General features: G+C 42.0%; 24 protein-coding genes. 16 read left to right on the forward strand and 8 right to left on the reverse strand.

What is annotated here, in order from left to right; genetic code table 11:
- Positions 1 to 73: 73 nt before the first annotated feature.
- From JWG44_RS14630 to JWG44_RS14640, 3 genes are all read left to right on the forward strand, one after another.
- On the forward strand, positions 74 to 1,360 hold the full coding sequence (locus tag JWG44_RS14630) for a lectin (protein ID WP_205275749.1): 1,287 nt from the start codon (positions 74 to 76) through the stop codon (positions 1,358 to 1,360).
- A gap of 515 nt (positions 1,361 to 1,875) precedes the next feature.
- Entirely contained in the window at positions 1,876 to 3,177 is a 1,302-nt protein-coding gene (locus JWG44_RS14635; RefSeq protein WP_205275750.1) for a GAF domain-containing SpoIIE family protein phosphatase, read from the forward strand.
- A 134-nt stretch (positions 3,178 to 3,311) separates the two neighbouring features.
- Positions 3,312 to 3,989: a response regulator gene (locus JWG44_RS14640; protein WP_205275751.1), complete on the forward strand. Its 678-nt coding sequence runs from the start codon at positions 3,312 to 3,314 to the stop codon at positions 3,987 to 3,989.
- 7 nt (positions 3,990 to 3,996) lie between these two features.
- Here JWG44_RS14640 and JWG44_RS14645 read toward each other — a convergent pair whose 3' ends face one another.
- Positions 3,997 to 4,467, reverse strand: a complete 471-nt coding sequence (locus JWG44_RS14645; RefSeq protein ID WP_205275752.1) for a MarR family winged helix-turn-helix transcriptional regulator — start codon at positions 4,465 to 4,467, stop codon at positions 3,997 to 3,999.
- 109 nt (positions 4,468 to 4,576) lie between these two features.
- Between JWG44_RS14645 and JWG44_RS14650 the strand changes: the two genes are divergently transcribed.
- Genes JWG44_RS14650 through JWG44_RS14665 form a run of 4 tightly spaced genes read left to right on the forward strand, consistent with a single transcriptional unit; the run spans position 4,577 to position 6,715 of the window.
- Positions 4,577 to 5,416, forward strand: a complete 840-nt coding sequence (locus JWG44_RS14650) for a sterol desaturase family protein (protein WP_205275753.1) — start codon at positions 4,577 to 4,579, stop codon at positions 5,414 to 5,416.
- 58 nt (positions 5,417 to 5,474) lie between these two features.
- A complete protein-coding gene (locus JWG44_RS14655; protein WP_205275754.1) occupies positions 5,475 to 5,912 on the forward strand; it encodes a Spy/CpxP family protein refolding chaperone in 438 nt (145 codons plus the stop codon).
- Positions 5,902 to 6,453, forward strand: coding sequence for an RNA polymerase sigma factor (locus JWG44_RS14660; protein WP_205275755.1), 552 nt, complete (start codon positions 5,902 to 5,904; stop codon positions 6,451 to 6,453). The genes JWG44_RS14655 and JWG44_RS14660 overlap by 11 nt, the downstream gene beginning before the upstream one ends.
- The gene (locus tag JWG44_RS14665) at positions 6,446 to 6,715 is read left to right on the forward strand and encodes a hypothetical protein (protein ID WP_232371657.1); all 270 of its coding nucleotides are present in this window, start codon (positions 6,446 to 6,448) and stop codon (positions 6,713 to 6,715) included. The genes JWG44_RS14660 and JWG44_RS14665 overlap by 8 nt, the downstream gene beginning before the upstream one ends.
- A 122-nt stretch (positions 6,716 to 6,837) precedes the next feature.
- On the opposite strand, the gene JWG44_RS14670 is transcribed toward JWG44_RS14665, so the two are convergent.
- The 5 genes from JWG44_RS14670 to JWG44_RS14690 all read right to left on the reverse strand — a co-directional run bounded on the left by JWG44_RS14670 (position 6,838) and on the right by JWG44_RS14690 (position 12,414).
- Complete coding sequence (locus JWG44_RS14670) at positions 6,838 to 7,218, reverse strand: hypothetical protein (protein ID WP_205275756.1); 381 nt, start codon at positions 7,216 to 7,218, stop codon at positions 6,838 to 6,840.
- Positions 7,219 to 7,224: 6 nt separating this feature from the next.
- A complete protein-coding gene (locus tag JWG44_RS14675) occupies positions 7,225 to 7,791 on the reverse strand; it encodes a Panacea domain-containing protein (protein WP_205275757.1) in 567 nt (188 codons plus the stop codon).
- A gap of 683 nt (positions 7,792 to 8,474) precedes the next feature.
- Positions 8,475 to 9,347, reverse strand: coding sequence for an efflux RND transporter periplasmic adaptor subunit (locus tag JWG44_RS14680; protein WP_205275758.1), 873 nt, complete (start codon positions 9,345 to 9,347; stop codon positions 8,475 to 8,477).
- Positions 9,348 to 9,349: 2 nt separating this feature from the next.
- A complete protein-coding gene (locus tag JWG44_RS14685) occupies positions 9,350 to 11,656 on the reverse strand; it encodes an ABC transporter permease (protein WP_232371658.1) in 2,307 nt (768 codons plus the stop codon).
- A gap of 29 nt (positions 11,657 to 11,685) precedes the next feature.
- Positions 11,686 to 12,414, reverse strand: a complete 729-nt coding sequence (locus JWG44_RS14690) for an ABC transporter ATP-binding protein (RefSeq protein WP_205275759.1) — start codon at positions 12,412 to 12,414, stop codon at positions 11,686 to 11,688.
- Positions 12,415 to 12,551: 137 nt separating this feature from the next.
- On the opposite strand from JWG44_RS14690, the gene JWG44_RS14695 reads away from it, so the two are divergent.
- The 5 genes from JWG44_RS14695 to JWG44_RS14715 all read left to right on the forward strand — a co-directional run bounded on the left by JWG44_RS14695 (position 12,552) and on the right by JWG44_RS14715 (position 16,755).
- Entirely contained in the window at positions 12,552 to 13,685 is a 1,134-nt protein-coding gene (locus JWG44_RS14695) for a helix-turn-helix domain-containing protein (protein ID WP_205275760.1), read from the forward strand.
- Positions 13,686 to 13,778: 93 nt separating this feature from the next.
- A complete protein-coding gene (locus tag JWG44_RS14700; protein ID WP_205275761.1) occupies positions 13,779 to 14,669 on the forward strand; it encodes a YHYH protein in 891 nt (296 codons plus the stop codon).
- Positions 14,656 to 15,213, forward strand: a complete 558-nt coding sequence (locus JWG44_RS14705) for a toxin-antitoxin system YwqK family antitoxin (protein WP_205275762.1) — start codon at positions 14,656 to 14,658, stop codon at positions 15,211 to 15,213. The genes JWG44_RS14700 and JWG44_RS14705 overlap by 14 nt, the downstream gene beginning before the upstream one ends.
- A gap of 13 nt (positions 15,214 to 15,226) precedes the next feature.
- Positions 15,227 to 15,940 carry an SCO family protein gene (locus tag JWG44_RS14710; RefSeq protein WP_205275816.1) on the forward strand — a complete coding sequence of 238 codons (714 nt, stop codon included), beginning with the start codon at positions 15,227 to 15,229 and terminating at the stop codon, positions 15,938 to 15,940.
- A 461-nt stretch (positions 15,941 to 16,401) separates the two neighbouring features.
- Positions 16,402 to 16,755: a single-stranded DNA-binding protein gene (locus tag JWG44_RS14715; protein ID WP_205275763.1), complete on the forward strand. Its 354-nt coding sequence runs from the start codon at positions 16,402 to 16,404 to the stop codon at positions 16,753 to 16,755.
- Between the two features lie 83 nt (positions 16,756 to 16,838).
- On the opposite strand, the gene JWG44_RS22330 is transcribed toward JWG44_RS14715, so the two are convergent.
- Entirely contained in the window at positions 16,839 to 17,408 is a 570-nt protein-coding gene (locus JWG44_RS22330; protein WP_232371659.1) for an imm11 family protein, read from the reverse strand.
- 22 nt (positions 17,409 to 17,430) lie between these two features.
- Positions 17,431 to 18,456 (reverse strand): bile acid:sodium symporter family protein, encoded by a 1,026-nt coding sequence (locus JWG44_RS14725; RefSeq protein ID WP_232371660.1) that lies wholly within the window; start codon positions 18,454 to 18,456, stop codon positions 17,431 to 17,433.
- Positions 18,457 to 18,491: 35 nt separating this feature from the next.
- Between JWG44_RS14725 and JWG44_RS14730 the strand changes: the two genes are divergently transcribed.
- The 4 genes from JWG44_RS14730 to JWG44_RS14745 all read left to right on the forward strand — a co-directional run bounded on the left by JWG44_RS14730 (position 18,492) and on the right by JWG44_RS14745 (position 22,480).
- A complete protein-coding gene (locus JWG44_RS14730; protein WP_205275764.1) occupies positions 18,492 to 19,055 on the forward strand; it encodes a phosphoribosyl-AMP cyclohydrolase in 564 nt (187 codons plus the stop codon).
- Positions 19,056 to 19,112: 57 nt separating this feature from the next.
- Positions 19,113 to 20,129 carry an endolytic transglycosylase MltG gene (gene mltG / locus JWG44_RS14735; RefSeq protein WP_205275765.1) on the forward strand — a complete coding sequence of 339 codons (1,017 nt, stop codon included), beginning with the start codon at positions 19,113 to 19,115 and terminating at the stop codon, positions 20,127 to 20,129.
- A 301-nt stretch (positions 20,130 to 20,430) separates the two neighbouring features.
- Positions 20,431 to 20,688: a hypothetical protein gene (locus tag JWG44_RS14740; RefSeq protein WP_205275766.1), complete on the forward strand. Its 258-nt coding sequence runs from the start codon at positions 20,431 to 20,433 to the stop codon at positions 20,686 to 20,688.
- 367 nt (positions 20,689 to 21,055) lie between these two features.
- Entirely contained in the window at positions 21,056 to 22,480 is a 1,425-nt protein-coding gene (locus JWG44_RS14745) for a sugar phosphate nucleotidyltransferase (RefSeq protein ID WP_205275819.1), read from the forward strand.
- The last annotated feature ends 9 nt before the right edge of the window (positions 22,481 to 22,489 follow it).

The following is a 22,489-nucleotide window of genomic DNA, read 5'->3' on the forward strand; positions in this document are numbered from 1 at the left end:
TCTTCCGTTACTATCCTCTTTTAGTGAAAACCTCCGGACTGGAGGAAAGCCAAATATACAAAAGGTGAAACTTATGAAGAGAATTTTATCCATTCTTATCTTCTCTCTTTTTCTGGGAACGATGGGAAATCTTTACGCGAGTCGCGGCGCCGTTGTGGAAAACCCGATCGATGTTTTTGAAAGATCTTTTGAAAACAAAGTCCTTTCCATTCAAAGAAAAACTCAAGTAAACGCGAACCTTCCGGTTCATAGAGCGCTTTTTTACGGAACTCACAATTCGTATAACAGCAAGTCATACGCGGGACCATTTTTCTCTTATGCCTTTCCGAATCAAAAATATTCAATCGGGGATCAACTTCGTCTGGGCGCTCGTTTTATCGAACTGGACGTTCACTGGGCTCTCGGCGCCCGCGCCCGCAAAGAACTTCTTCTTTGTCACGGACAGGACAATCACGTCGGTTGTAACGTTTTTGATCGCCCCTTCCACAAGGGTTTGGAAGAGGTTCGCAACTGGGTCTCCAATTCTTCGAATCGCAACGAAGTTATAGTTCTTTATATCGAAGATAAATTCGACGGCCATTCTTCGGAAGCGCTTCAAACTCTCAAAGACTATCTTGATCCTTGGTTGTATCGTTATTCGGGAAGTTGTTCGGATGTTCCTTCTCCGGAAAATATGCCCAAGTTAGGCGACATGGTAGCCTCCAATAAGAGAATTCTTCTTATGAGCAACGGTTGTTACGATTCCCAGTGGAGCGGCTATTTTAAGAAAATCTTTTTCGGAGGCGCTACGGGAAGCCCTAAAGAATTCAAAGGTTATCCGAATTGTAACTATTCCAGAGCGACTTACAATTCTACGATGGTTCGTTTTTTTAACGATACCACAAACTACTTCGGTTTTTACGACGGCGTCAAAGAAAGCGGTTCTTTTACGGACTCTGCTATTCAATCGATGTTGGCTTGCGAAGTGAACGTTTTCGGTATCGATCAGTTTGATTCCGATTTTGCAAAAAAAGCGATCTGGTCTTGGAACACTTCGGAGCCTAACAACTGGGCTGGAAACGAACACTGCGCGGTTGTTTGGTCGAACGGAAGGTGGAACGATCTCAATTGCGCTTCTTGGAATCGTTTCTCTTGTAAGGATTCTTCAGGTAACTGGTATGTTACTTCGGGCGGGGGATCTTGGTCTTCCGGAAATTCCCAGTGTTCTTCTGAAACGGCAGGACGGTATAAGTTCTCGGCGCCTTTGACTCCTTATGAAAACAGAAAACTCTTGGAAGCTAAGAATTCTTCCGGAGCCGGAGATCTTTGGATCAACCTTACCGATCAAACTTCGGAAGGAAGCTGGCTCTTAGGTAATTAATTCCGCAGAGCAACTCTTTTGAAAAATTTTTCCAGGGGCGGATTTTTTTTCGTCCCTTTTTTTATCTTTTTTCAGATTTCCGTTTCTCCAAGTTCGCACTCGTTTCGGAATTTTTTGTTTTTGTTCGATTCATTTTTTTAGGTTTCATCCTTGTCGGAACTCCGGCAAGACCTTCTTTTTCGGGTTGAAATTCCTTTTTGTATTCCGAGAGCTCCGTTCTCGATTCTTCTTAAAATCTCGTTCCGCAAAAAATCCGTTCTCTTTTGGAAAGACGGCTTCCTTTTTTACACGATAAGTTTTAAGAATCCGATAAGGCCGGTTCTTTTTGCGAGAATACGGATCTTGTAAATAATTGATTTATAGATACAAAAATGGATGGAATTTTCCTATTTTTGTGACAGCCTAATGACCTGAATTTCCAAGGTTCTAAGCGAAACCGCTTTTAAATCAAATCGATGCCGCCAAACACAATCCAAACCAAGGAGGAGACCTTACGTCGCTTTAACAAGGAGCTGATGTCCTTGGCAAAAAATCCGGTTTTGGACAAAGGTGATTTGAATCCCGCTTTAAACGTCCTTACGGAGTCGATTTCCAGAGCCTTGGATTGCGAACGCTGTAGCATCTGGTTTTACAGCGAGACAAAAACTTCGATTCAATGTCTCGATCTATTTATCCTTTCCGAAAATTCCCACAACTCCGGGATGGAACTTCTTCAAAAAGACTATCCTCGTTATTTCGAAGTACTCAAAGAGGAGAGGTTGATCGTCGCCGACGATGCGGTTCAAGACGAAGCCACCAAAGAGTTCGCTCAGAATTATCTCGTTCCTTTAAACATCCTTTCGATGTTGGACGCTCCGATCCTTATGGATGGAAAACTCCTCGGAATCATCTGTAACGAACACGTAGGCAAACGACATTCTTGGACGTTAGAGGAACAAACCTTCGTAGGTTCTCTCTCGGATATGATTCCTAGAATCTTTCAAGCCGTCGAAAGAAAGAAGGCGGAAGAAGAATTAAAAAAAGCGAATGAACGTTTGGAATACACGGTAAAAACGAGAACCCGAATTATTCTGAGTCAAAAGGAAGAACTTGAACATCAGATCAAGATGGCCAAAAAAATACAGGGCGCTCTTCTCCCGGCCACTCTTCCTAAGTCCGAATATTTGGATCTGCAATATCTTTACGAACCTATGATGGAACTCGGCGGAGACTTCGTGGACTTTCTCTACGACGAGGAAAGTTTCACTCTCGGCTTTTTTATTTGCGACGTTTCGGGGCACGGAGTTTCAGCGGCTTTGCTCGCTTCGATGGTGAAGATGTCTTATTCGAATTGGAGATCGTTTATTCAAAATCCGGAATATGGTGTGGCTCATATTTACGAATCCCTCGCCGGAAAATTTGCGGGTCATTTTATTACAGCTATCCTCGGAACTCTAAACGTCAAAACCGGAGAAGGAAGAATGACCAACGCCGGTCATTGTCCGCCCGTCCTCCTGAGTAGAGGAAAAAAGCCCCTCGTTTTTTATCAAACCGGCGCCTTGCTTACGGATTTGATTCCTCTTAAATTGGAAACGGTTCCTTTTCATTTGGATCCCGGCGATCGTCTGGTTCTTTATACGGACGGAATTATAGAATCGTTCAATTTGAATCGGGAGATGTTTTCCGAGGAACGTCTTCTTTCCAATTTGGATTCCTCCGAAAACGAAACTCTGGAAGGACTGTGTAAAAAAGTTTTTTCCGAGGTGAATCGTTTTATGGGAGTCGGTCACGAAGGTTTTTCGGACGATCTTACGCTTTTGGCGCTTGAAAGAAAATAGAACCCGAATCGACGTTCCTGATTCATTTTTAAAACGAATTCTTGGAATGATACGCGATTCTCTCGGAAAGAAAGCCGGAGGAAAACGGTAAACGGAAAGTGTAACGTTACTCTTTATTGGAGATTTAGGAACGTATGAAAATCGCACCAAACTATTCGATCCTTCTCGCTGAAGACGACGAAAACAACGCTGAACTTCTCATTCGTCATTTGGAAAGATATAATTTCGAAGTGGATCACGTCGTCGACGGCTTTGCGGCGGAAATCAAACTGAGGAAACGACGTTACGATTTGATTCTTACGGATAACCGAATGCCGAAACAAAGCGGGCTTAGCCTTTTGGAAAGAATCCCGGAAGTCAATCGTACAACTCCTATTATTTTTTTAACGGTAAGCAACGAAAAGGAAACTATCATTCAAGCTGCGCATAACAAAAGACTCGTCGCTTATCTTTTAAAACCGGTCGATACACAAATCCTGCTCGAAAAAATTTGCCACGGTTTGGGGATTCGAATGGATTCTCTCATCGATAAAAAAGCCTATCCTTTCGAGATACATCCATGGAACAAATCCGGTCACGGTGTCGGGATCGAGTTGAAGGGTTGTCCTTACGGCAAAAGTATCGAAAAGTTAGTTCAAGAGATCTCGTTTTTTCTAAAAGAGCTTCCGACCTTGCGGAGTATTTTGATCAAGGTAAATCCAGAATTCTATTATTACAAAAATGGCGAACAATTGCTTTCCACTCTTGTCGATCGTCTCGCGATCAAATACGAAATCAAAAAGGAAGATATCGGCATTCTAAACGAACCGTGATTTCGGCTTACTTCTTTTTAGTCTTTGTTCTTGCGGTCTGCTTTTGAATCAAATTCTCCCGCATTCGATTGAGGATCCGGAAAAGTTCGGATCTATCCTTTGCCGTCGTACCTGAAAAAAGCCAGAGGTGAACCTTACGGGAAAGACGTAAAATTTCCTTTCTCGCGACGGTTCCCGATTCGGTTAGATTTACTAATGTGATACGCTGATCTTTTTCCGAAGTTGTTCTCACGATGAGTTTTAGATTTTCAAGACTTTGTATGATCGGAGTTATCGAAGATTGGTTACGGAGAATTTTTGCGGAGATATCCCGCATACTCTGTTTTTTTTTCGACAAAGCGCATAACACGGCGCCCTGAGCCGGAAGAAGTTTTTGAATCGGCGATTTTTTATACTCGATTTCGATTTCGTTCAGGATGGAATCTCGGAGTCCGGTGATCAAATAAAGGATCAAGGACGAATCTAAACCTTCTAGCATTCTTCTATCTCTCTAAAAAAAAGTTGACATTTCGGACGATTTTTGCCTGCGTATGGGAGGAAGGCAAGATTTTCCTTTGGCCCCAAAGTATTTAAGAGAGGTGGCTTACATGGAAACTGATTTGCTTTTTTTCGCCGAGTTGACTTCCGCACAAAGAAGTTTGTTTTTGATCGCGGGTTTTGTTCTCGCGTGGTCCTTGGAGCTAATATTCGGACTTCATAAAAGTCTGAGAAACAAGTTGGATCATACGCGCGTAAATCTTATCTTCTGGCTTACGACTCTTCTGATAAACCTTATTCTCGCGGGACTGATCGTAACGATCGGATCTTTTTCGATTTCAAGGGGATACGGAATTCTACAAATTTTTGGGATCCAAGGATGGAGCGCAGTAGTTCTTTCTATTCTATTTTTGGATTTTTTCGCGGTGTATCTGACTCACTTTTTGGAGCATAAAATTCCTTTTTTATGGCGCTTTCACGTTGTCCATCATTCCGATGTTTCGGTTGACGTGAGTACGGCGCTTCGGCATCATCCTGGCGAAACACTTCTGAGAGCGTTTATGACCGCTTTGGGTGTGGGAATTTTAGGAGTTCCGATCGAGATTCTAATTTTTTATCAGACGCTTTCCGGTTTATTTGCACAACTCACACATATCGATATACGTCTTCCGAAACGTTTGGAACGTGTGCTTTCCTCGGTTCTGATCACGCCGGGCGTACATAAGATACATCATCATTTTCAACAGCCCTATTCGGATCGCAACTATGGAAATATATTTTCTTTTTGGGATCGATTGTTCGGAACTTTTTCGATTCAGGAAATCCCCGAGGTCGTGTATGGAATCGACATTTTGAGAAACTCCGAAACCCGAGAAAAAAGTATAGTAAACCTTATGAAATTACCTTTTGATTATGAGAATGAAGTGCAAAACGATCATCACAGTCGTTAAAAAAATGGAACCTGAGTTTGAGGTTTTGGTCAGAGGATTAGAAAATGGGAGGAATCCAATGAAAGGATTTTTTAAAGTTTCCGGTCTGATTCTTGTGGTCGCTGCCTTGTTTGCAGGGGGATGTAGATTTTATAAGTCTCCTGAAAAAAGAGCCGAGTTCGTTGTAAAAAAGATCAGCTCGGAATTGGATCTGAACGATTCTCAAAAGAAAGAACTCAATCGTATCAAAGACGAGGTTCTGTCTAAGAGAAAAGAACTAAAACTGGAAGGACCGCGTATTCCTGCGGAAGCCCTTGCCGAGTTTCGCCAACCGACCTTGGATGAAAAAAAGATAAACAAGTCGTTTGAATTGGAGATGAGTAAGATGACGGAGATGAGACAATTTATGACAAAGAAAGCCGTTGAGTTTCATACGATTCTCACTCCCGACCAAAGAAATAAATTTGTGGATTTGATTACAGAGTTTCAAAAGAAACATCATCATCATGATGACTGAATCTGAATTTACAGATATCGTTAGTTCCACTAGGGACATTGTCCTCTCTGCGATTGAAAAAAACCTCGCAGAGAGGTTTTCTTACGCCATCGACGACGTTGCGCAAGAAACCTATTTTCGCGCGTACAAAGCTTTAAAAAAAGATCAGTTTCGCAAAGAATCAAAACTGAGCACTTGGTTGTACGCGATCGCCAGAAACGAATCCCTAAGAATGAACGATAAGCTGAAAAGAGAAGAAGAACGTACCGAGAAGTTGGCCCGTTCTAAAAAACCGGAAGACTTTATTACCGGCAATTCGAACATGAACGGAAAATCGGGCGATGCAGAAACTAATTCTCAGGAAGTGATCGGATTACTTCGTTCACTTTTGGTTAAGATTCCCGATAAATACAGAAGGGTTTTGGAATTCTATCTGGCGGGTTATACGGAAAAACAAATCGCCGAAACTATGGGCGTAAAACCGGGAACTGTTAAGTCCAGGGCGGCGAGAGGCAAAGAGATGATGAAACGAGTTGGGACAAAGGAGAAATTTTATGAATAATCGTAATTCCTCTCCTATGAAGGGAGAGATTTTAAAAAGAAAACAGAATCAAGATTGGGTGAAGCAGATTTCGTCTAACGTGGTTCGAAGAGACAAAAGGGAAACCAGAAACAAAAGAATCGTAGGCGCTTCTCTGGTTCTTTTTTTGGGTTTAAGCGTATATGTAGGGTTTTGGTTTCAGGATTCCCTTTTGGACTCTCGGGATCAGGATTTATTGAGCATCGGAGTTTTTGAAGAATTGGAAGAGGCTTTCAATCGCTGAGGATTGAAGGCTTTTTTATTTTTCCACGTATATCTTACCCGAAGCCGGATCTTTCCGGCGTTCGTATTTTTCCGGAAGGATCTAAATTGTTTTTAAAGTTATCGTACCTTAAAATTCATTTATTATTTTTTTCGGTTAAAAAAGTTCCAGCAAGAGCGATTTAAAAATTCTGAAATTTCCGCACCTGAAATTATTCTATTTAAAAGTTCAGTTGATAAATCATCATGCTTAAAGAAATTGTCTGGGCTAGATTGAATAGCATTTTCAATATTAGATAGAAGAACAACTGTTGCTTCTGAATATTGCACAATAGATTCAGTATATTTATTTAAGAATCTATGTTCTCCTTTTTTCGCGATACAAGACGTATCAGATTCCAAGTGTCTTTTTGTAAAATTTACAATTATAACTTTTCCATTTTTATCTGGATCTGTAATAATACAATAAAGATGTTTTTCTCGACTACCCGGAGTCAATGAAAGAAATGTTGAGCCTTTCTTCAAAATAAATTATTCACCAAGTAAAACGGATTTTACATAATTCTGGTTTTCTGTTTCTGATTTTATTTCTTTTATATCTTCAATAGAGTAATCAAGGTATTTCAATACATCTTCATTATCAATATTCTCGACTTGAAGACCATTTGTTCTTGGATCACTCCATTCTGGCAGTGAATGAGTGTAGGTAATCATATCACTATAACTATAGTTTTTATACTGATCCACCACTGTTTCGATAAGCTTTAGTTCAGCAATGGATAAATAACGTATATTAGGGTTTTCTGTTAATTCAATAATATACCCATTTTTCTTTGAAATGTATTTTGACCAAAATCCTGTATCTGAAATATGAAACTTTATTAAATTATAAGTCTTGCTTAACAAAGTTCCATTAGGCATCGAAATTAAATCATCGCCTGTAACAGGCTTACCCCATTTTCTTAATGCCTCTCTATCTATTAGATAGAGCAGTTTTAAAATTTTAGTATAGTTATTTCGATCAACAGAATTTTTTTGAAGCAAAAGAACTGAAACTGCTTCCGTTGCTTTATGTTCGGAAAATTTAAATCTGATCATTTAGTTGCTCCTATTGAAAACCTATTCATAAAAAATACTAAATATCCGTTTAGCCATTGTAAAACAAGGACTGCTATATTCGCAATTCTTTTTTAATATTTCTGGTCCCAAAACATTCTCCCTTTTTAATTCTCTAAATCCTGAAAAAATTCAGGAATTGGTTCGGGTTGTCTTTCCTTTAAGGAGAACTCAATGTTCAATTTTTTGAATCGACGCTAATTCCTAGATTAAGAAAAAGCTTCCGACGTTATAGAAACGGTGGATGGAGGAGGATGGGAGAGATCGATCTTGGTCTGTTCCCAGTGTGCGGCGAAAATTCCGGGAGAAAATTTTTTAGGAAAGAGTAGAATCAATAACGAACTAAAATCTCTTCTTCGATCCGAAGGAATAACGGGCTTACGAGTTCTCGAAGATTCTTGTTTGAACGTTTGCGAAAAAAATAAAATCGAGATTGCAAATACGTTTTCCTCCGAGCCCGGTAAAAAAATCAAGCTGATTCCGGCAAAACCATGGCGAGATGGATTCTTGCGTTTTTAGGAATGATTGGAGAAGAACTCCAACCCTTAGTATCCGGAGCGGTCTTTTTTTAATTGTTTACGATCGATTTCGTTTGAATTTGAGTCATTCATTCGAAAATCGTAATTTTAGAATATTCCTTCTTTTGAGAAAGGGTGCTCCATCGTCTATCGAATTTTTGCGCCTTCTTGAACGCCTTCGCCCGGATATAAAATCACCTCGTCTCCTTCTTTGAGACCGTCGATGATCAACGCGTTTTCCCCGCTTCTGGCCTCCATCTTAACTTTGGTTTTTCTCGCCTTGTTTTTTAAAACTTGAAAGACGAACCAATCGTCGCCTTCGCGAAACAAAGCCGCAGTGGGAGCGATCGTTTGGTTTTCTTTTTTATCGCTTATGATTTTACAACGAACTTGAAACCCTTCACCCATCGTCGAAGGCGGATCAAAATCCACGATCGCTCTTACTCTTTGTTCTTCCACGCCTAAGGATGAAATTTTTGTAAAGGCGGCAGGCTCCACCATTCTTAATTTACCTTCGAGTTTCCCGCCGCCCCAGCCTTCGATTTCCACGGGATTTCCGGGCTGAAGATGAACCGCTTCCTGCGTGAGAACTTCCACTGAAATTTCCAGTCGATCCGTGTTTCCGACTTCGAGAAGAGGGGCTCCCATCTCGATCGGTCCCTCGCTTTCTCGAATCACTTTCAGCACCTTACCGTTGATAGGCGATTTTACGGATCGATCGATGTCCCATTTTACGATCGCGAGGGTTTCTCCTTTGTTTACTGATTCCCCGGCGTTTTTATGGATTCTTTTGAGAACCCCGCTTACGGGAGAATAGATCGTAAACTTTTCCTGAACCCTAGTGATTCCTTCTTCTTCGATGATCTGTTGATAGGTTCCTTTTAGGATCTTTGCCGTTTCGGATATAACCGGTTTGGGTTTTAATAAAAACCACAAAAGTAAAACGAGAATTCCTATACCGATTGCAACTTTGAATTTTTGATTCGAAACGATCGCCTTCCAGTCTTCTTTCCAATTCATATCTATTCCCTTATCTTTAGGATCGATAAAAGATCCATGGTTTTGATTTTTGAATACAAAATAAAATAACTCAGCACTGAAGTTCCTAACGTCATAAGAATTGCGACGGCGTAGGTTCGATACGAGATAATCAGAGGAATTTTGAATCCTTCCGTCTCCACGGTCGTCATCAAAAGATATGCGAACGCGTATCCAAGAACGCAGCCGATCGGCAGAGAGGCGATGATCTCGAACCCCAATTCTCCCGCTAAAATTCTAAAAACTTCGTCCCTTGTAAAACCGAGGATTCTTAAACTGCCCAATTCGAAAACCCTTTCGGATAAGGAAATCATCGCCGTGTTATAAACGACTCCAATCGAAATGACCGAAGCGAAAATAAAAAGAATTACGGTGGTTGCGAGCGTGCTCCGAGACATCGTGTCCGTAAACACTTTGAGACTTCCGGCTCGTGTGGATATTCCCGAAATTTTCGGTACGTCCTTCAATCTCGATAAAAGCCCGGCTTCTTCTTTTGCGTCGGTTCTGAGCGCGATGAGATTTACACTTTCACCTTCGCCTAACAGTTGATTTACGGAGCTTAGATCCATATAGGCGCCTTGACCGAGAAGTTCTTCGACGAGCCCATCGACTCTCACCGCGATCTTCTTACGATTTCCTTCCAATATTTCCATCTGAATTTGAGAACCGATTTTGATTTTTAACTTTTCCGCAACTCCGGAATTCAAAAAAATTCCCGAACTCGGAGGAGTGAGAACATTCCTTTTTTTCCCCACGAGCCTCCTCAGTTCCGCGTCGTTTGGAATTCCTTGAAGGGCCATTTCTTTGGAAAGATGACCGGTTCGGATTCGGATCGGAATCATCCTGTAACCTTCCGCCGAAAGGACGGCGGGGTCTTTTCGGAGATTGTCGACTGCGGTTTTGGAAACCGGTCCTAAAAAGGAAACCGTCACCGATTCTCTTTGAAGAAGATCGAATTGAATTTCGATCATCGCGTTTACTGCGTCCCTGGAAAACATTCCTAAAACCATAATCATTACGGAAGTCGAAATTCCCAGAATCGCGATCAATGTTCTCGCTGGTCTTCTCGTTAGATTTCTAAGTATCATTCGAGTTTGTGTCGAAAGCGATTTCGTATAAGACTCGATCCAGTTTTTTTGAAAGCTCATCGGAACGGGCGGGCGCATCGCCTGAGCCGGATCCAGTTTGAGAACTCTTAGGATCGAGTAGGTGGTTCCTAACGCGCCCGAAAGAATTCCGATAAAAACTCCCAGAAATCCCAGGGAAGGATTGAATATAAAAACGAGGTGTGGAAATCGATAATATTCGGAATACAGATTTTTCATCGCGTCCCCGAGCCAGATTCCGATTAGAACTCCCAAGACGGATCCAAAACCGCTGATTACGGAAATGATTTTCAGATAATGGAGTGCGATTTCTAGATTCGAATATCCTAATGCTTTGAGGGTCGCAATTTGTTCCCTTTCTTTCGAGATAATTCTTGTCGAAACGATATGAAGTAAAAATGCGGCGACTCCGAGAAAGATCATCGGTAAAGAGTAGGCCATCGTTCGGAGCTGTTTGAATTCGTCTCTTAGAAAGGAATGGGAAGGAAGTTTGTCCCGATCATAAGCTCCGTATCCTCCGTAGGGTTCCAAAATTTGATCCATTCTTTTGAGAACCGATGTTTTTTGGGCTCCGGGTGAAAACGTAAAGACCGCGTCGTTGAACGCGCCGACCATTCCAAAGGCGTCCTCCATTCCCTTTCGATCCATCCAGAGAATTCCGAAATGTTTGTCATCCGGAAGCGGATTGGTTCCCCGGAATATATAAACGTATTCCGGAGATAACGCGATTCCGGTTACGGTAAGAATTTTTTTCTCTCCTTGTAAAATTCCCACGATCCGATTTCCGGGGGAAAGTTTGTTTGCGATCGCAAAGGCTTCGCTTAACAAAACTTCGTTGTCCCCTCTGGGGAGCCGTCCCAAACGAAGATGAGGAAGGTTGATTCCTTCCGATAGGGAGACGAATCTTCCGGACGTGGGAAGGGTTTCATTCGGAATATCTAATACGGCTTCTTGGACGATTCTCGAACGAATCGTTCCGATTCCGGGAACTTCGACAAGATTTTGAAGAACGGATTCGGGGGCCCTTTTTAAGGAAACAAATCCCTGTGCAAAGTAGGAGGAAGAATAGAATTTTTCGCGGGCCGAAAAAAGTGAATCGTATGCGCTTCTCGATGCAATAAAAACTCCCACTCCGGCGGCGACGACCAATGCGATCGTGATCCCCTGAGCTTTGAGCGATTTCATTTCTCGAAAAACTTTACGATCGAGAGTTTTCACCAGTTCAATTCCCCTGTAGTTTTTTTACGGGAATTTTTTTTGTTGGAAACGATGGTTCCGTCTCTCATCTCTACGATTCGATCCGCCATCTGAGCGATCGTAGCGTTATGTGTGATTACCACGGTTGTAGTTCCCAATTCCAGATTGACCTTCGAGATCGCGTCCAAGACAACTCTTCCGGTTTTAAAATCCAAGGCTCCGGTCGGTTCGTCGCAGAGAAGAACGTCGGGTCGTTTGGCGATCGCTCTTGCAATCGCGACTCTTTGTTGTTCTCCGCCCGACATCTGCGCGGGGAAGTGATCCTTTCTTTCGAGCAGTCCCACGAGTTCGAGGGCTTCCTCGGAGGTCATCGGATGAGAACTCAACTCGGTCACTAAGGAAACGTTTTCAAGCGCAGTAAGACTCGGAATTAAATTATAAAATTGGAATACGAATCCTACGTGGTCCCTTCTATAAAGGGTGAGACTTTCGTCGTCGTTGGAGAAAAGATCGTGATCTTGGAATCTTACTTCTCCCGAGGTAGGAGTGTCGAGTCCGCCCAAAATATTTAGAAGGGTGGATTTGCCGGAACCGGAAGGTCCTAAAAGAACCACAAACTCACCGGAGACCAGTTCCAGGTCTACGTCGTGAAGCGCGGGAACTTCGATTTCTCCCATCTTGTAGATCTTACCGATTTTTTTGGCCTCGAATACGATCTCGGTTTTTTTCCGATTCTTATGGATCATTACAGGAAGCCACTCTGCTCTTTTTAAGGACTTCGGAAAAGAAAAATAATTTTCTTAGGACTTGATTTACATCATCGAAATTTTATTCTTTCCGTAATTCACACCTCAATCTTTACAAAAAGGAAATTTTTGATTCTATGCCTCCTGGTCCGCCGCATCCTCCGCCCGGGTTTCCCATTCCTGCGATTTCATTGACGATCGCCGTTTTTGCGATCTTTGTCCTTTGGTTCAAAAGACATCGATTTTCCTTTGACCGATGGTTCGTCTTTTTCCTGTTAGCCCTCAGTTGTCTTCACTTCGCTCATTTATTGAGAAGAGATTTTGAAAAATCTTATTTCGATTTTTTTCATATTCCACAACTCCTTTTGGGGCCTTTGTTCTTTCTCTATTTGAAAGATATAGTCGGGATCGGAGTCGGAAGAAAAGATTGGTTTCATTTTCTGCCGTATCTCGTTTTTGTCTTTTTATTCTTTCTATTTAGAATCCAAGAAGAATCTCGTTGGTTGTCGGATCTTTTTTTCGGTCCGGCGGGTTGGGTTTTGAAAAGGTCGGTTTTTGTTTCTTTGTTTTTTTATTCTATCTTTAGCTATCGTAGAATTTACGAAACTGAAAAAGAACCGATCCATCCGGAGATCGAATCTCTACAATTCGGATGGCTGAAATTTATGATCGCCCTCGTATTTTTGATTTTGATCTATCAAACTGTATTCTTTTTTTGGAATGAACTTTCCGATTCTTCAGCTCAGAGAAATTTGCCTCCGATTCGAGGGTACGATGTTTTGATCTTTACGGTTTTATTTTCGTTATTCGGAGTCCGCCAGAGTATGATCCATTCGGCTTGGCTTCTCGGACAAAACGATTCGATTCCTACCGTTAAAAAAAGAAAGTATGAACGATCCGGTTTGGAATTTGGAAAATTAAACGAATATGCGCTCTCCATAAAAGAATTTATGGATCGAAAAAAGCCGTATCTTGACAGTGAATTCTCCTTAGATCAATTGGCTGAAGAATTGAAAGTCCCGAGGGCACACATCACACAGGCGTTAAACGAGGTTTTGGAAACAAATTTCTACAATTTTGTAAACGAATATCGGGTTCGGGAGTTTATCCGGCTTTTGGATTCGATTCCGGAAGAAAGGGCGGGAGTACTCAATTTGGCTTTTGACGCCGGGTTTAATTCCAAATCCACGTTCAACCAGGCGTTCAAGAGAATCCTCGGGACGACTCCTTCCCTGTTTATCGCTGAAAAAAGACAAAAAAAAGGGTCTTAGCCGATTGGTTCGGTCGACGATTTTCGTCCACTGCGTTATACTCAAGTGCCAATAAAACAAAGCGCCAAGGCGCTGGATAAAAAAGGAGAAAATATGATTCAAAAAACGATTCTTATTCTTATACTCAGCCTTTCCTTTTTACTTTGTAAAAAGGAAGAATCGAACGACGATTTGACGATCGCAACTTTGGGAGTTATCGCGTCCTCCGGGTTTTGTAACGGAGCGCTTGCTACTACGGGTGTTACGGTTTCCAAAACTACCGCAACGATCGATTCCTCTTCCGGTTGTGTGACGGGTGTAACCACTTGTATGGACTCGGCTCTTCCATCCTGGATCAAGGACAATTTTAAATGTTCTACGGCTTATGTTTCCGGAAACAGTTATGTCTTCAAATCTCAGAACGTCCCGAACACTAAGAGTTACTACTACGGTTCCACTTCTCCTTTGTTCGAAGCTCTTCCGGGCGGCAACACACCGGCGGGAAACAATTCAGTTTCCAGTCAAAAATTAACCTATACGATTCCGTCGACTCCGGCCAAGGGTACGGGAACTGTCGGAACTCAGAGCGGTTATGCTTCGATAGGAATTACCGTAAACGGACTCGCGATTTTTAACAACGCCGCCAATCCTCCGGATACTTTAGCCGTAGAAGCGCTTACGTTTGATAACTTCGGCGGACATCCTCAAAACACGGGAGTATATCATCACCATGCAAGCGTCTCGAAGTTGAGTAACAACGACGCAAATCTGATCGGGGTTATCTTGGACGGATACGCGCTCTACGGAAAAAAATGCGACGCCGGAACCTCCGCGACCGGAGACGATTTTACTCCGACCTTGGATTCTTTACACGGTCACACTGCGGTTACGATTCATTTTTCGACACCTACCTATCACTACCATTTTGCGCCGGACGCAACCGCGGGTATTGATACTCTGATGGGATCTTTCTTTTACGGAACCGTAGGAAGTGTTTCGAACTAACTCATTCCTTGTCCTTTGGATTCTTTTGACGGTAGTTTTTTCAGGCTGTCAAGAAAGTCCGACGGTTGATTTCTCCGATCCGGGTCTTGTGCGGATCCAGGATCGGGTTTTTTATAAGAACAAACCTTTTGAAGGAATTATTCGAAGAGAAATTCCGGCCTTGGGGGAAACACAGATCGAACATTACAAAAATGGAATGGAAGACGGAGAGTTTATTTCCCGGAATCAAAACGGTCAGGTGTTGGAAAAAAGAAGATTCGAAAAGGGACAAAAGGTCGGAATTCACAGGGCTTGGTTTCCGAACGGGAACAATCGTTTTTACTCCGAATTCAAAAACGGAAAATACGTAAACGATCGGTGGGAATGGCACGATAACAACAAACCCTTTCTCTACGAAAAATACGACAAAGATGGAAGAATCCTCGTTTCTAAAAAATGGAATCGGAACGGTCAGATTTATATGAATACGGTGATGGCGATCGACGGAAGTTCTTTCGGATTACCGGGAAGTAAGATCTGCGAACCGATCAAAAAAGCGGATTAAAAAAAATAATATGATGAAAATATTATATACCATCCTGATTTTTTTCTTTTTGCTAGGTTGTGATGAAAAGAAGGAAACATTCTACCCGGAACTGACTTATTCTTCTTCTCCAAAAGACGGAATTCTCCCCTATTTTAAAGGCGAAGCGATGGATCCTTTTTGGCCGGAAAAGAACGGGGTTCTACCTTCCGATCTCAAAAAAGTTCCGGAGTTTTCTTTAGTCTCGCACGAGAATCGTGAATTTAATCTCAAAAATCTCGGACAAAAATACACGTTAGTCGTCTTCTTTTACGCGAAGTGTAGAGGAATTTGTCCGATGATCACTCGGAATATGTTGAATTTTTTTCCCAAGATTGAGGATCAAAAGGACGTTCAGATCGTTTCCATTTCGGTGAATCCGGAAATCGATACCGTGGAAGTTTTGAAAAAATTCCGTTCTCAGTATAAGATTTCCCAGAGCCGATGGACTTTTCTGACCGGTTCTAAGAAGACGATTTTTAATCTTGCGAGGAATCAGTTCGGCGCGGATATAAAAGTGATTCAAGGGAAAGACGATCTGAACGATTTTGTTCATACTGAAAACGTTTATCTGATCGATCGAAATAATTTTCTTCGCGGAGTTTATCGCGCCAAAGGTTCCGGCGATTTGGAAAGACTTTTGATCGAATTGAACACCCTAAAAGAAGAAGACCGCAAAAATTCTTCCGTTGCAATTTCCAAAAAATAGAATCCGAGAAAGTTTTTCCGGTTTTAAAAAAATCAGAGTTTTACCGCCGCGTTTTAGACCTTGTTGCAAAATCTCAAAGGGAACGGCTAAAAGACGCAGAAAGTTTGTTCTAAAAACGCAGGAGTTCCCACAGATTTTTTCTCATAAGCGATTTAGGAGCTTTCGAATCGGCTTCTTGTAGTCCGATTCTGATTGGAGTTCCTACATTTTGAGATTTTGGGAGAAGCTCTGAATTCAAACGATTCGAAATCCGGTTTTACGCGTTTTCGAGGTGAAACTTTGGAGTAAGAATCATTCCAAAATTCTAATATTTCTCTGGGAGAAAAAAATCGAAAGAGAAGAATATCGAAAAAAAAAGAATTCTTTCTAAAAAAAATCCAAAATTCGCTCCGCTTCGATCGGGTCTGGAACCGTAAGAAACGAGGGAGAAAAACTGCTCCCTCGATCAGAGGAGAAAAACAATGAAAAACCTATCGCATATCATCTTGGACGGAAATCTCACCGCCGATCCGGAACTCAAAACTCTCAACAGTGGAAAGAGCGTCGCAACGTTTACTCTGGCCGTGAACCACGATTACAGATCGACTCCGGATCATCCGAGCGAAGTTTCTTATATCGACGTGGAGGCCTGGGAGAAGCAGGCCGAGAACTGCCACGAATATCTCAAGAAGGGGAAAAAAGCGACCGTGATCGGAGAACTCAGGCAGGATCGTTGGAAGGCGCAGGACGGGGGCAATCGAAGCAAAATGAAGGTCGTCGTTCATACGGTTCGTTTTGACGGTTTACCGGGAAGAAGGGAAAAAGAAGCGGCTTAAAAATGAAAAGAGAGGGAATCGGAAGATTCTCTCTCTAAGGCAAGATGATACATTCAGTTTATTTAATTTGTTATTTCCGACTTTTAGGTGGAATACCCGTTTGCAGGAATGATTTCTATGCCTTGTAGTTTCGAAGATTCTAAAATTTGCTTCAGAGACTCCGATATCAATACGAGCGTTATTCTTCTTTTCAACCTAAAGATCGGAAGATCGTTTAATTTCGATTCGTCGATATAGAGTTCTTCGATGTTTCGAATTTTATCGGGAAATGCGGCGCGCATCGTAAGCTTGCTTCGTTGGAAATCGATGCAGTCTACGAGTCCGATTATGTTTGCCACAAAGTAGTCTTCGAAATTCTTTTTAAGGTGGGAATCAAATATTCTCGCGGGAATATATTCAATGTTTTTAATCCCCGCCGAATCCAGGGAATTTTTGAATTTTCCGGAAATTACCAAACCGGGTAAACCCGTAAGAACCAGGTCGCCGAGTTCCACCCGATTTCTAAAATTCATTCTAAAATCAATCGATTCAGGAGGATCCGGAACTGGAATCCCTTCATCAAAATTAAGATTTCCGCGATCCTGGATTGTCGGTCTCGGTAAGGAATTTGCTTCCTTATCGCTAAAACTTTTATATTCAAGAATAAAAACCATTTGAATGATAGCTCCTTCCTAATCAGATCGGAACATTCTTCCAGCGTCTCCAAAAAAAAGAAGCCGGAAACGCGACTAAATACATTATAAATCCGTAAAGTAAAATCGTAATCAAAACTCTCGGGTCTCCCGTCTGTTCGTTCGCCAGAAGAAGTGCGAGAGATAAATTTCGGATTCCGCTCACGACTCCGATACTCCTCCTATTTTCGGGTCTTTCTCTAAACAAAAATATTCCGCTCGTAAAAGAAAACGCCGAGACGAGAAGAATCGTAGTCCAGACGAAAGGACCGAATTCTAAAATTTGTTCCCAGTATTTGAATGCGAGATAAAGAATCGAAAACGCAAGTGCGAGGTTGCTGATTCGGACGAGATAAGGAGAAACTTGAAATGCAATTTTTTCTTTTGTGATTCGAATCCAAAATCCGATTCCTAAAGGAAGTCCGAAAAAGAGAAATCCGATCGCCAATAATTTGGGAAGAGCCGAGATCGCTTTTTCGAATTCGAATAAGGAATTTCCGGAATAAAATGTGATAAGAAGAGGGGCCGTAAAGAGGCTGGTAAAATTCAAAAGACTCAACATCGCCGCTCCGGTTCCGGGAGAACCCTTCGCTTTTAAGATAAAAAGTCCGGCGGAAGCTCCTCCTCCCGAGCAGGCAGCGAGAAAAATTCCCAAGCTGATCGACGCTGGAAGCGAGAAGAGATCGCAGAGAAAAAACGCCAGAAGCGGAAGAAGAAAAAGATTGAGAAAACAAACCACAAGCCCCGTCTTGAACATCTTTTTTGTGGAATTCAGTTGCTCCAAGGTGAGTTCTAAACCGAGAGAACTCATCGAAGATAAGGCAAGAAGAATGAGAGAGGCTTCTAACATGGATTCTCCGTAGTATTTTTTCTTTCTATAAATTGCAATCAAAGATGTAGAAGTTGATTCTCTCGAAGTCCAAGAAAAGAGGGAGTTCCTACTTTCCAAAAAGCAAGAATAGGCTTCCGGTTCTTTTTGGAAGAAGAATCTAAAAACTTCCGTAAGACTGGACTGAAACGGAATTCTCAAAATTCTGGTTCAGAATAGATTCTCCCAAATAATATATGAGTTCCCGCAAAATTACAGTCCTTCGAGTGCAAGCCCCTAAAAGAGCGATTTCTTCTTTAACTCGTTTTAAAGAAGAAGAATTGGATCATTATAGAAAGACCCTTCCTTCAGGAACTCGGGAGGAAGTGGACTGTGACGAGGATACGGTCCTTTTTCTTCATTCCAGTTTTGATCCTCTGGAATTTGAAAAAACGAGGGAGATCCTACATCTTCCGGATGGAGAGATGATTCCCGTGGTTGCGACGGATCCGAACGGAGAAATTCTCATGCAGGCTTTTGGGAACGAAGAAAGCCAAAGATTGACTTTGGAAACCGGATTCGCGCACTATTTTAGCCGCTCTCGAAATCAACTCTGGAAAAAAGGGGATACCTCTGGACATACTCAGAAAATTCTCCAGATTCTTTTCCCCTCGGATCGTTCTTTTTTGGTCTATCAAGTCGAGCAGAAGGTTGCCGCCTGTCACGAAGGATACTATAGCTGTTTTTTTCGGGAAAGAATGCCGGGAGGAAAATGGAATCCTCTTCCTGTTCCGAGAAATTTTCTTCCAGAAAAGGGCTAAAATTGCATTCTGACGTTGAACTCTCTTAAAAACCGGTCGAAGGAAATATAAGAACTTATGAATTTTAAAAAACTTCTGATTCTCTCGGGACTTTTTGTAGGAGCTCTTCTTTTGGTCGCGGTTACGACTTTTTTTGTCGTGGATGAACTCAAGGGAGGAGCCGTCGGTTCCGGCCAAACCAAGTTGGATCTTTTGATCGAATCCGGAGATACTCCCGGGAAGATCGTGGAAACACTTTCCACTCACGGGATGATCAAGTCCTCGAAATACTTTCTCTATCTCGTTCGTTTTACGAGAAGCGCTGGAAAGATCAAGCAGGGTCTTTACGAGATCAACGATGGAATGGATTCTCGAAAGATTCTCCAGGTGATTACCGAAGGAAAAGTAAAACTCGTAAACTTTACGATTCCGGAAGGATATAACAATCGTCAGATCGGCGATCTTCTTACTTCCAAAAAACTGATCTCAAAACGGCAGGATTTTTTACTCGCGGCGAGCGAGCCGGAACTTTTAAGAGAATTTAAAATCCCGGCTACCTCTGCGGAAGGATATTTATTTCCGGAAACATACAGCATTCCTATCAACTTTCCGGTCGATAAGATCGTAAGAATGATGATCAAAAGATTCTTCGTTCGTATCCAGAAGATTGAAAAAGCAAAAAATCTTTCCCCTGCGGAACTTCATAAATTCGTAATATTAGCTTCGGTAGTCGAAAGAGAAGCGAAGAGAAACGAGGAGAGACCTTTGATGGCGGGGGTTTTTAACAATCGTCTGAAACGAGATATGCCTCTCGAATCCTGCGCTACGATTCAATATCTTTTTGACAAACCTCACAGCAGGATCTTTGAAAAGGATCTAAAGATCGTTTCTCCTTATAATACTTATTTGAACAAAGGTTTTCCGCCGGGCCCGATCTCGAACCCGGGATTTCCCGCCCTTGAAGCGGCGTTTTATCCAAAAGAATCCGAATATCTTTTCTTTCTTTTGAAAGGAGACGGTTATCATTACTTCGCCAAAACTTTGAAAGAACATTTGGAAGCTAAGAAAAAATACATCGACGTTCTTTACGATTGAAAAGCTAAGAATCCGTTCTTCAAGGTTTGTAATGTAGTTTTGGAGAACGGTTTTTTGAGAATAAAGCAGACCTTGTTTCAAAGTAGGAACTCCTTTTTCGATTTGAAAAAGGAGAGTTTTCCTCTGCATCGTTTTTCAAACGAATTTGAAGTTTGTTTTCAAGCTTTTTTTGGAAGCAATGATTTGTCGGAAGAAGGAAAGTAGGATCTCCTCCGTTTTGGAGATTTCAGCTTAGATTCAAAAAAAATCTTCTGTACAGAAAACGAATTCTCTGACCGAATTAAAAAGTAAGGAATTCAAAATGGCAACTCCCGATTTAGAAATCAGAACGGTCACTCAAGAACTGATGGAAGTTCAGAGAGCTCTCAACGTATTCCGAGAAAAACAGAAAAATCGCGAATCTGTCGATGATGCCGCGATTGAGTTTGTTACAAAGGCAGATCTTGTCATTCAGAGGGCGGAGAGAAAGGAAATCTTTTTGACGGAAGATCAAAAAAGAAAAATCAAAAACAATCTTCTTCGAATCCGCGCTTCCCTTGTCCGTAATCAGGCTTTATAGGAGTTCCTACAAAATAGTTCTATAATTTTCCTTGCCAGTGTAGAATTTTCTATGCTAAGGAAAATTTTCTAAAATTTCCCGCAAACCCGCCTCCTCCACCCAAAAAACTCAGCGAAAAGCGCTCTCGATAGGTCCGCATTGAACTCAATGCGCCGCTCTCTAAGGATCGCGCCGCAGGGTGGGATCGCGGCTTTCACAGAAAAAACCGTCGTTGTTCTTACACTCTTTTAAAAGAAAGAACGGATTCATTTTTAAAATACGTTTGTTAGTTTCTTGATCTTCTCTCCCGAATCCTTCCTCCAAATCCTTTTTGACACCGCAAGCCCGTAAAAATAGCCTATCTCCAGTGGAAAAGATTGAAGTTGGAGTGATCGCCGCGGCGGGTAAGGGGACAAGGGCCTATCCTAGGACATCCTACATTCCCAAGCCCTTATTCGAATTTCAGGGAAAGACGATCCTAGAAAGAAACGTGGAACTCATGCAGACCACTTTCAAGGTCAAAAAAATTTATGTCCTCGTCGGACATCTCAAAGAAATGGTAGTTTCCGAAATCGAAAAGATTCAGAAAAATCACCGCAACGTCGAAATCATTCCTTCACCTTGGACTACGAAGGGACTCGCGAGCGATATCGCAAGTTTAGAATCTCAGATCCGTTCTCCTTTTATCACGATCTTGGGAGACGAATTTTACTTTCATCCCGATCACAAGAAATTCTTAAATACGCTTCAAAAACATCCTAAGCTCATCGCATCCATCGGGGTTCAGCAGACTTCTCTTCTTTCCCGCATCCGTAAGAATTATTCAGTGGAGCTCAAAGGTGATCGGATTCTCGAACTCGTCGAAAAACCTTCCGATCCACCGAACGATCTCCTCGGTTTGGGAAGTTATCTTTTTACTCCCGCATTCTTTGAATACTTTAAAAAAACTCCACCTTCTCCCAAAAGTGGAGTCATTGAAATCACCGACGTCATCGACTTTATGGCGAAGGACAGCGGAAAGGTTTATGCGACCGAGTTGGACGTGGAATATTTCAACATCAATTCCATGCAGGACTATCATCACGCGGTCTATGAAATCCGAAACGAAGAATTCGCACGTTTTAAAACGACGTTGATCATCCCTACCAAAAACAACGAACGTTCCATCGCGGACGTCATCGTGGATTTTAGAGAAAAGGTGGATGAGATTCTCGTCGTAGACGCTGGATCTACGGATAAAACATTAGAAATCTCTAAAAAAGAAAAAGCTAAAATTCTTCACTGCGACGCGGAAGGCGCTTCGGACGTTTTTGGAAAACAGATTCAGAAAGGAATTCATTCCGCATCCGGAGATATCACGATCGTCGTAACTCCGGACGGCTCTTACCGCTCCAAGGATTATCCGAAACTTTTGGAATATCTAAAAGATTCCGATATGGTCATCGGCACACGAACGACTCGTCAGATGATCGAACAAGGCTCCAATCTTTTACCCGGAGTTCGGGTCGTAAATCTGATTCTTGGAAAACTCATCGAAGTGTTTTGGTGGGGAATGGAACCCCGTTTTACGGACGCGATGTGTTCTTATTTTGCGATCTGGAAGGATTCTTATTCTAAAATCGAAGAACGTCTGGAAATGAAGGATCAAAGAATTATCCCGGAACTCATGATGGAAACAGTGAGATCGTATATGCGTTGTATCGAAATTCCGATTTCCTATTATCGTCCGATCGAATCGGTAAAAAAGAAAATGGCGCAGGAGTTCTTCTCCATCGTTCGACTCATGTTAAAGAAAAAATGGTTTAGCAATTAATTTAGAATT

It is taken from the genome of Leptospira ainazelensis (assembly GCF_016918785.1).
In the GTDB taxonomy this organism is placed as follows: domain Bacteria; phylum Spirochaetota; class Leptospiria; order Leptospirales; family Leptospiraceae; genus Leptospira; species Leptospira ainazelensis.

Coding starts and splice junctions, on each gene's coding strand:
- JWG44_RS14630 (WP_205275749.1), top strand. CDS start 74: ATGAAGAGAATTTTATCCATTCTTATCTTCTCTCTTTTTCTGGGAACG.
- JWG44_RS14635 (WP_205275750.1), top strand. CDS start 1,876: ATGTCCTTGGCAAAAAATCCGGTTTTGGACAAAGGTGATTTGAATCCC.
- JWG44_RS14640 (WP_205275751.1), top strand. CDS start 3,312: ATGAAAATCGCACCAAACTATTCGATCCTTCTCGCTGAAGACGACGAA.
- JWG44_RS14645 (WP_205275752.1), bottom strand. CDS start 4,467: ATGCTAGAAGGTTTAGATTCGTCCTTGATCCTTTATTTGATCACCGGA.
- JWG44_RS14650 (WP_205275753.1), top strand. CDS start 4,577: ATGGAAACTGATTTGCTTTTTTTCGCCGAGTTGACTTCCGCACAAAGA.
- JWG44_RS14655 (WP_205275754.1), top strand. CDS start 5,475: ATGAAAGGATTTTTTAAAGTTTCCGGTCTGATTCTTGTGGTCGCTGCC.
- JWG44_RS14660 (WP_205275755.1), top strand. CDS start 5,902: ATGATGACTGAATCTGAATTTACAGATATCGTTAGTTCCACTAGGGAC.
- JWG44_RS14665 (WP_232371657.1), top strand. CDS start 6,446: ATGAATAATCGTAATTCCTCTCCTATGAAGGGAGAGATTTTAAAAAGA.
- JWG44_RS14675 (WP_205275757.1), bottom strand. CDS start 7,791: ATGATCAGATTTAAATTTTCCGAACATAAAGCAACGGAAGCAGTTTCA.
- JWG44_RS14680 (WP_205275758.1), bottom strand. CDS start 9,347: ATGAATTGGAAAGAAGACTGGAAGGCGATCGTTTCGAATCAAAAATTC.
- JWG44_RS14685 (WP_232371658.1), bottom strand. CDS start 11,656: ATGAAATCGCTCAAAGCTCAGGGGATCACGATCGCATTGGTCGTCGCC.
- JWG44_RS14690 (WP_205275759.1), bottom strand. CDS start 12,414: ATGATCCATAAGAATCGGAAAAAAACCGAGATCGTATTCGAGGCCAAA.
- JWG44_RS14695 (WP_205275760.1), top strand. CDS start 12,552: ATGCCTCCTGGTCCGCCGCATCCTCCGCCCGGGTTTCCCATTCCTGCG.
- JWG44_RS14700 (WP_205275761.1), top strand. CDS start 13,779: ATGATTCAAAAAACGATTCTTATTCTTATACTCAGCCTTTCCTTTTTA.
- JWG44_RS14710 (WP_205275816.1), top strand. CDS start 15,227: ATGAAAATATTATATACCATCCTGATTTTTTTCTTTTTGCTAGGTTGT.
- JWG44_RS14715 (WP_205275763.1), top strand. CDS start 16,402: ATGAAAAACCTATCGCATATCATCTTGGACGGAAATCTCACCGCCGAT.
- JWG44_RS22330 (WP_232371659.1), bottom strand. CDS start 17,408: ATGGTTTTTATTCTTGAATATAAAAGTTTTAGCGATAAGGAAGCAAAT.
- JWG44_RS14730 (WP_205275764.1), top strand. CDS start 18,492: ATGAGTTCCCGCAAAATTACAGTCCTTCGAGTGCAAGCCCCTAAAAGA.
- mltG (WP_205275765.1), top strand. CDS start 19,113: ATGAATTTTAAAAAACTTCTGATTCTCTCGGGACTTTTTGTAGGAGCT.
- JWG44_RS14740 (WP_205275766.1), top strand. CDS start 20,431: ATGGCAACTCCCGATTTAGAAATCAGAACGGTCACTCAAGAACTGATG.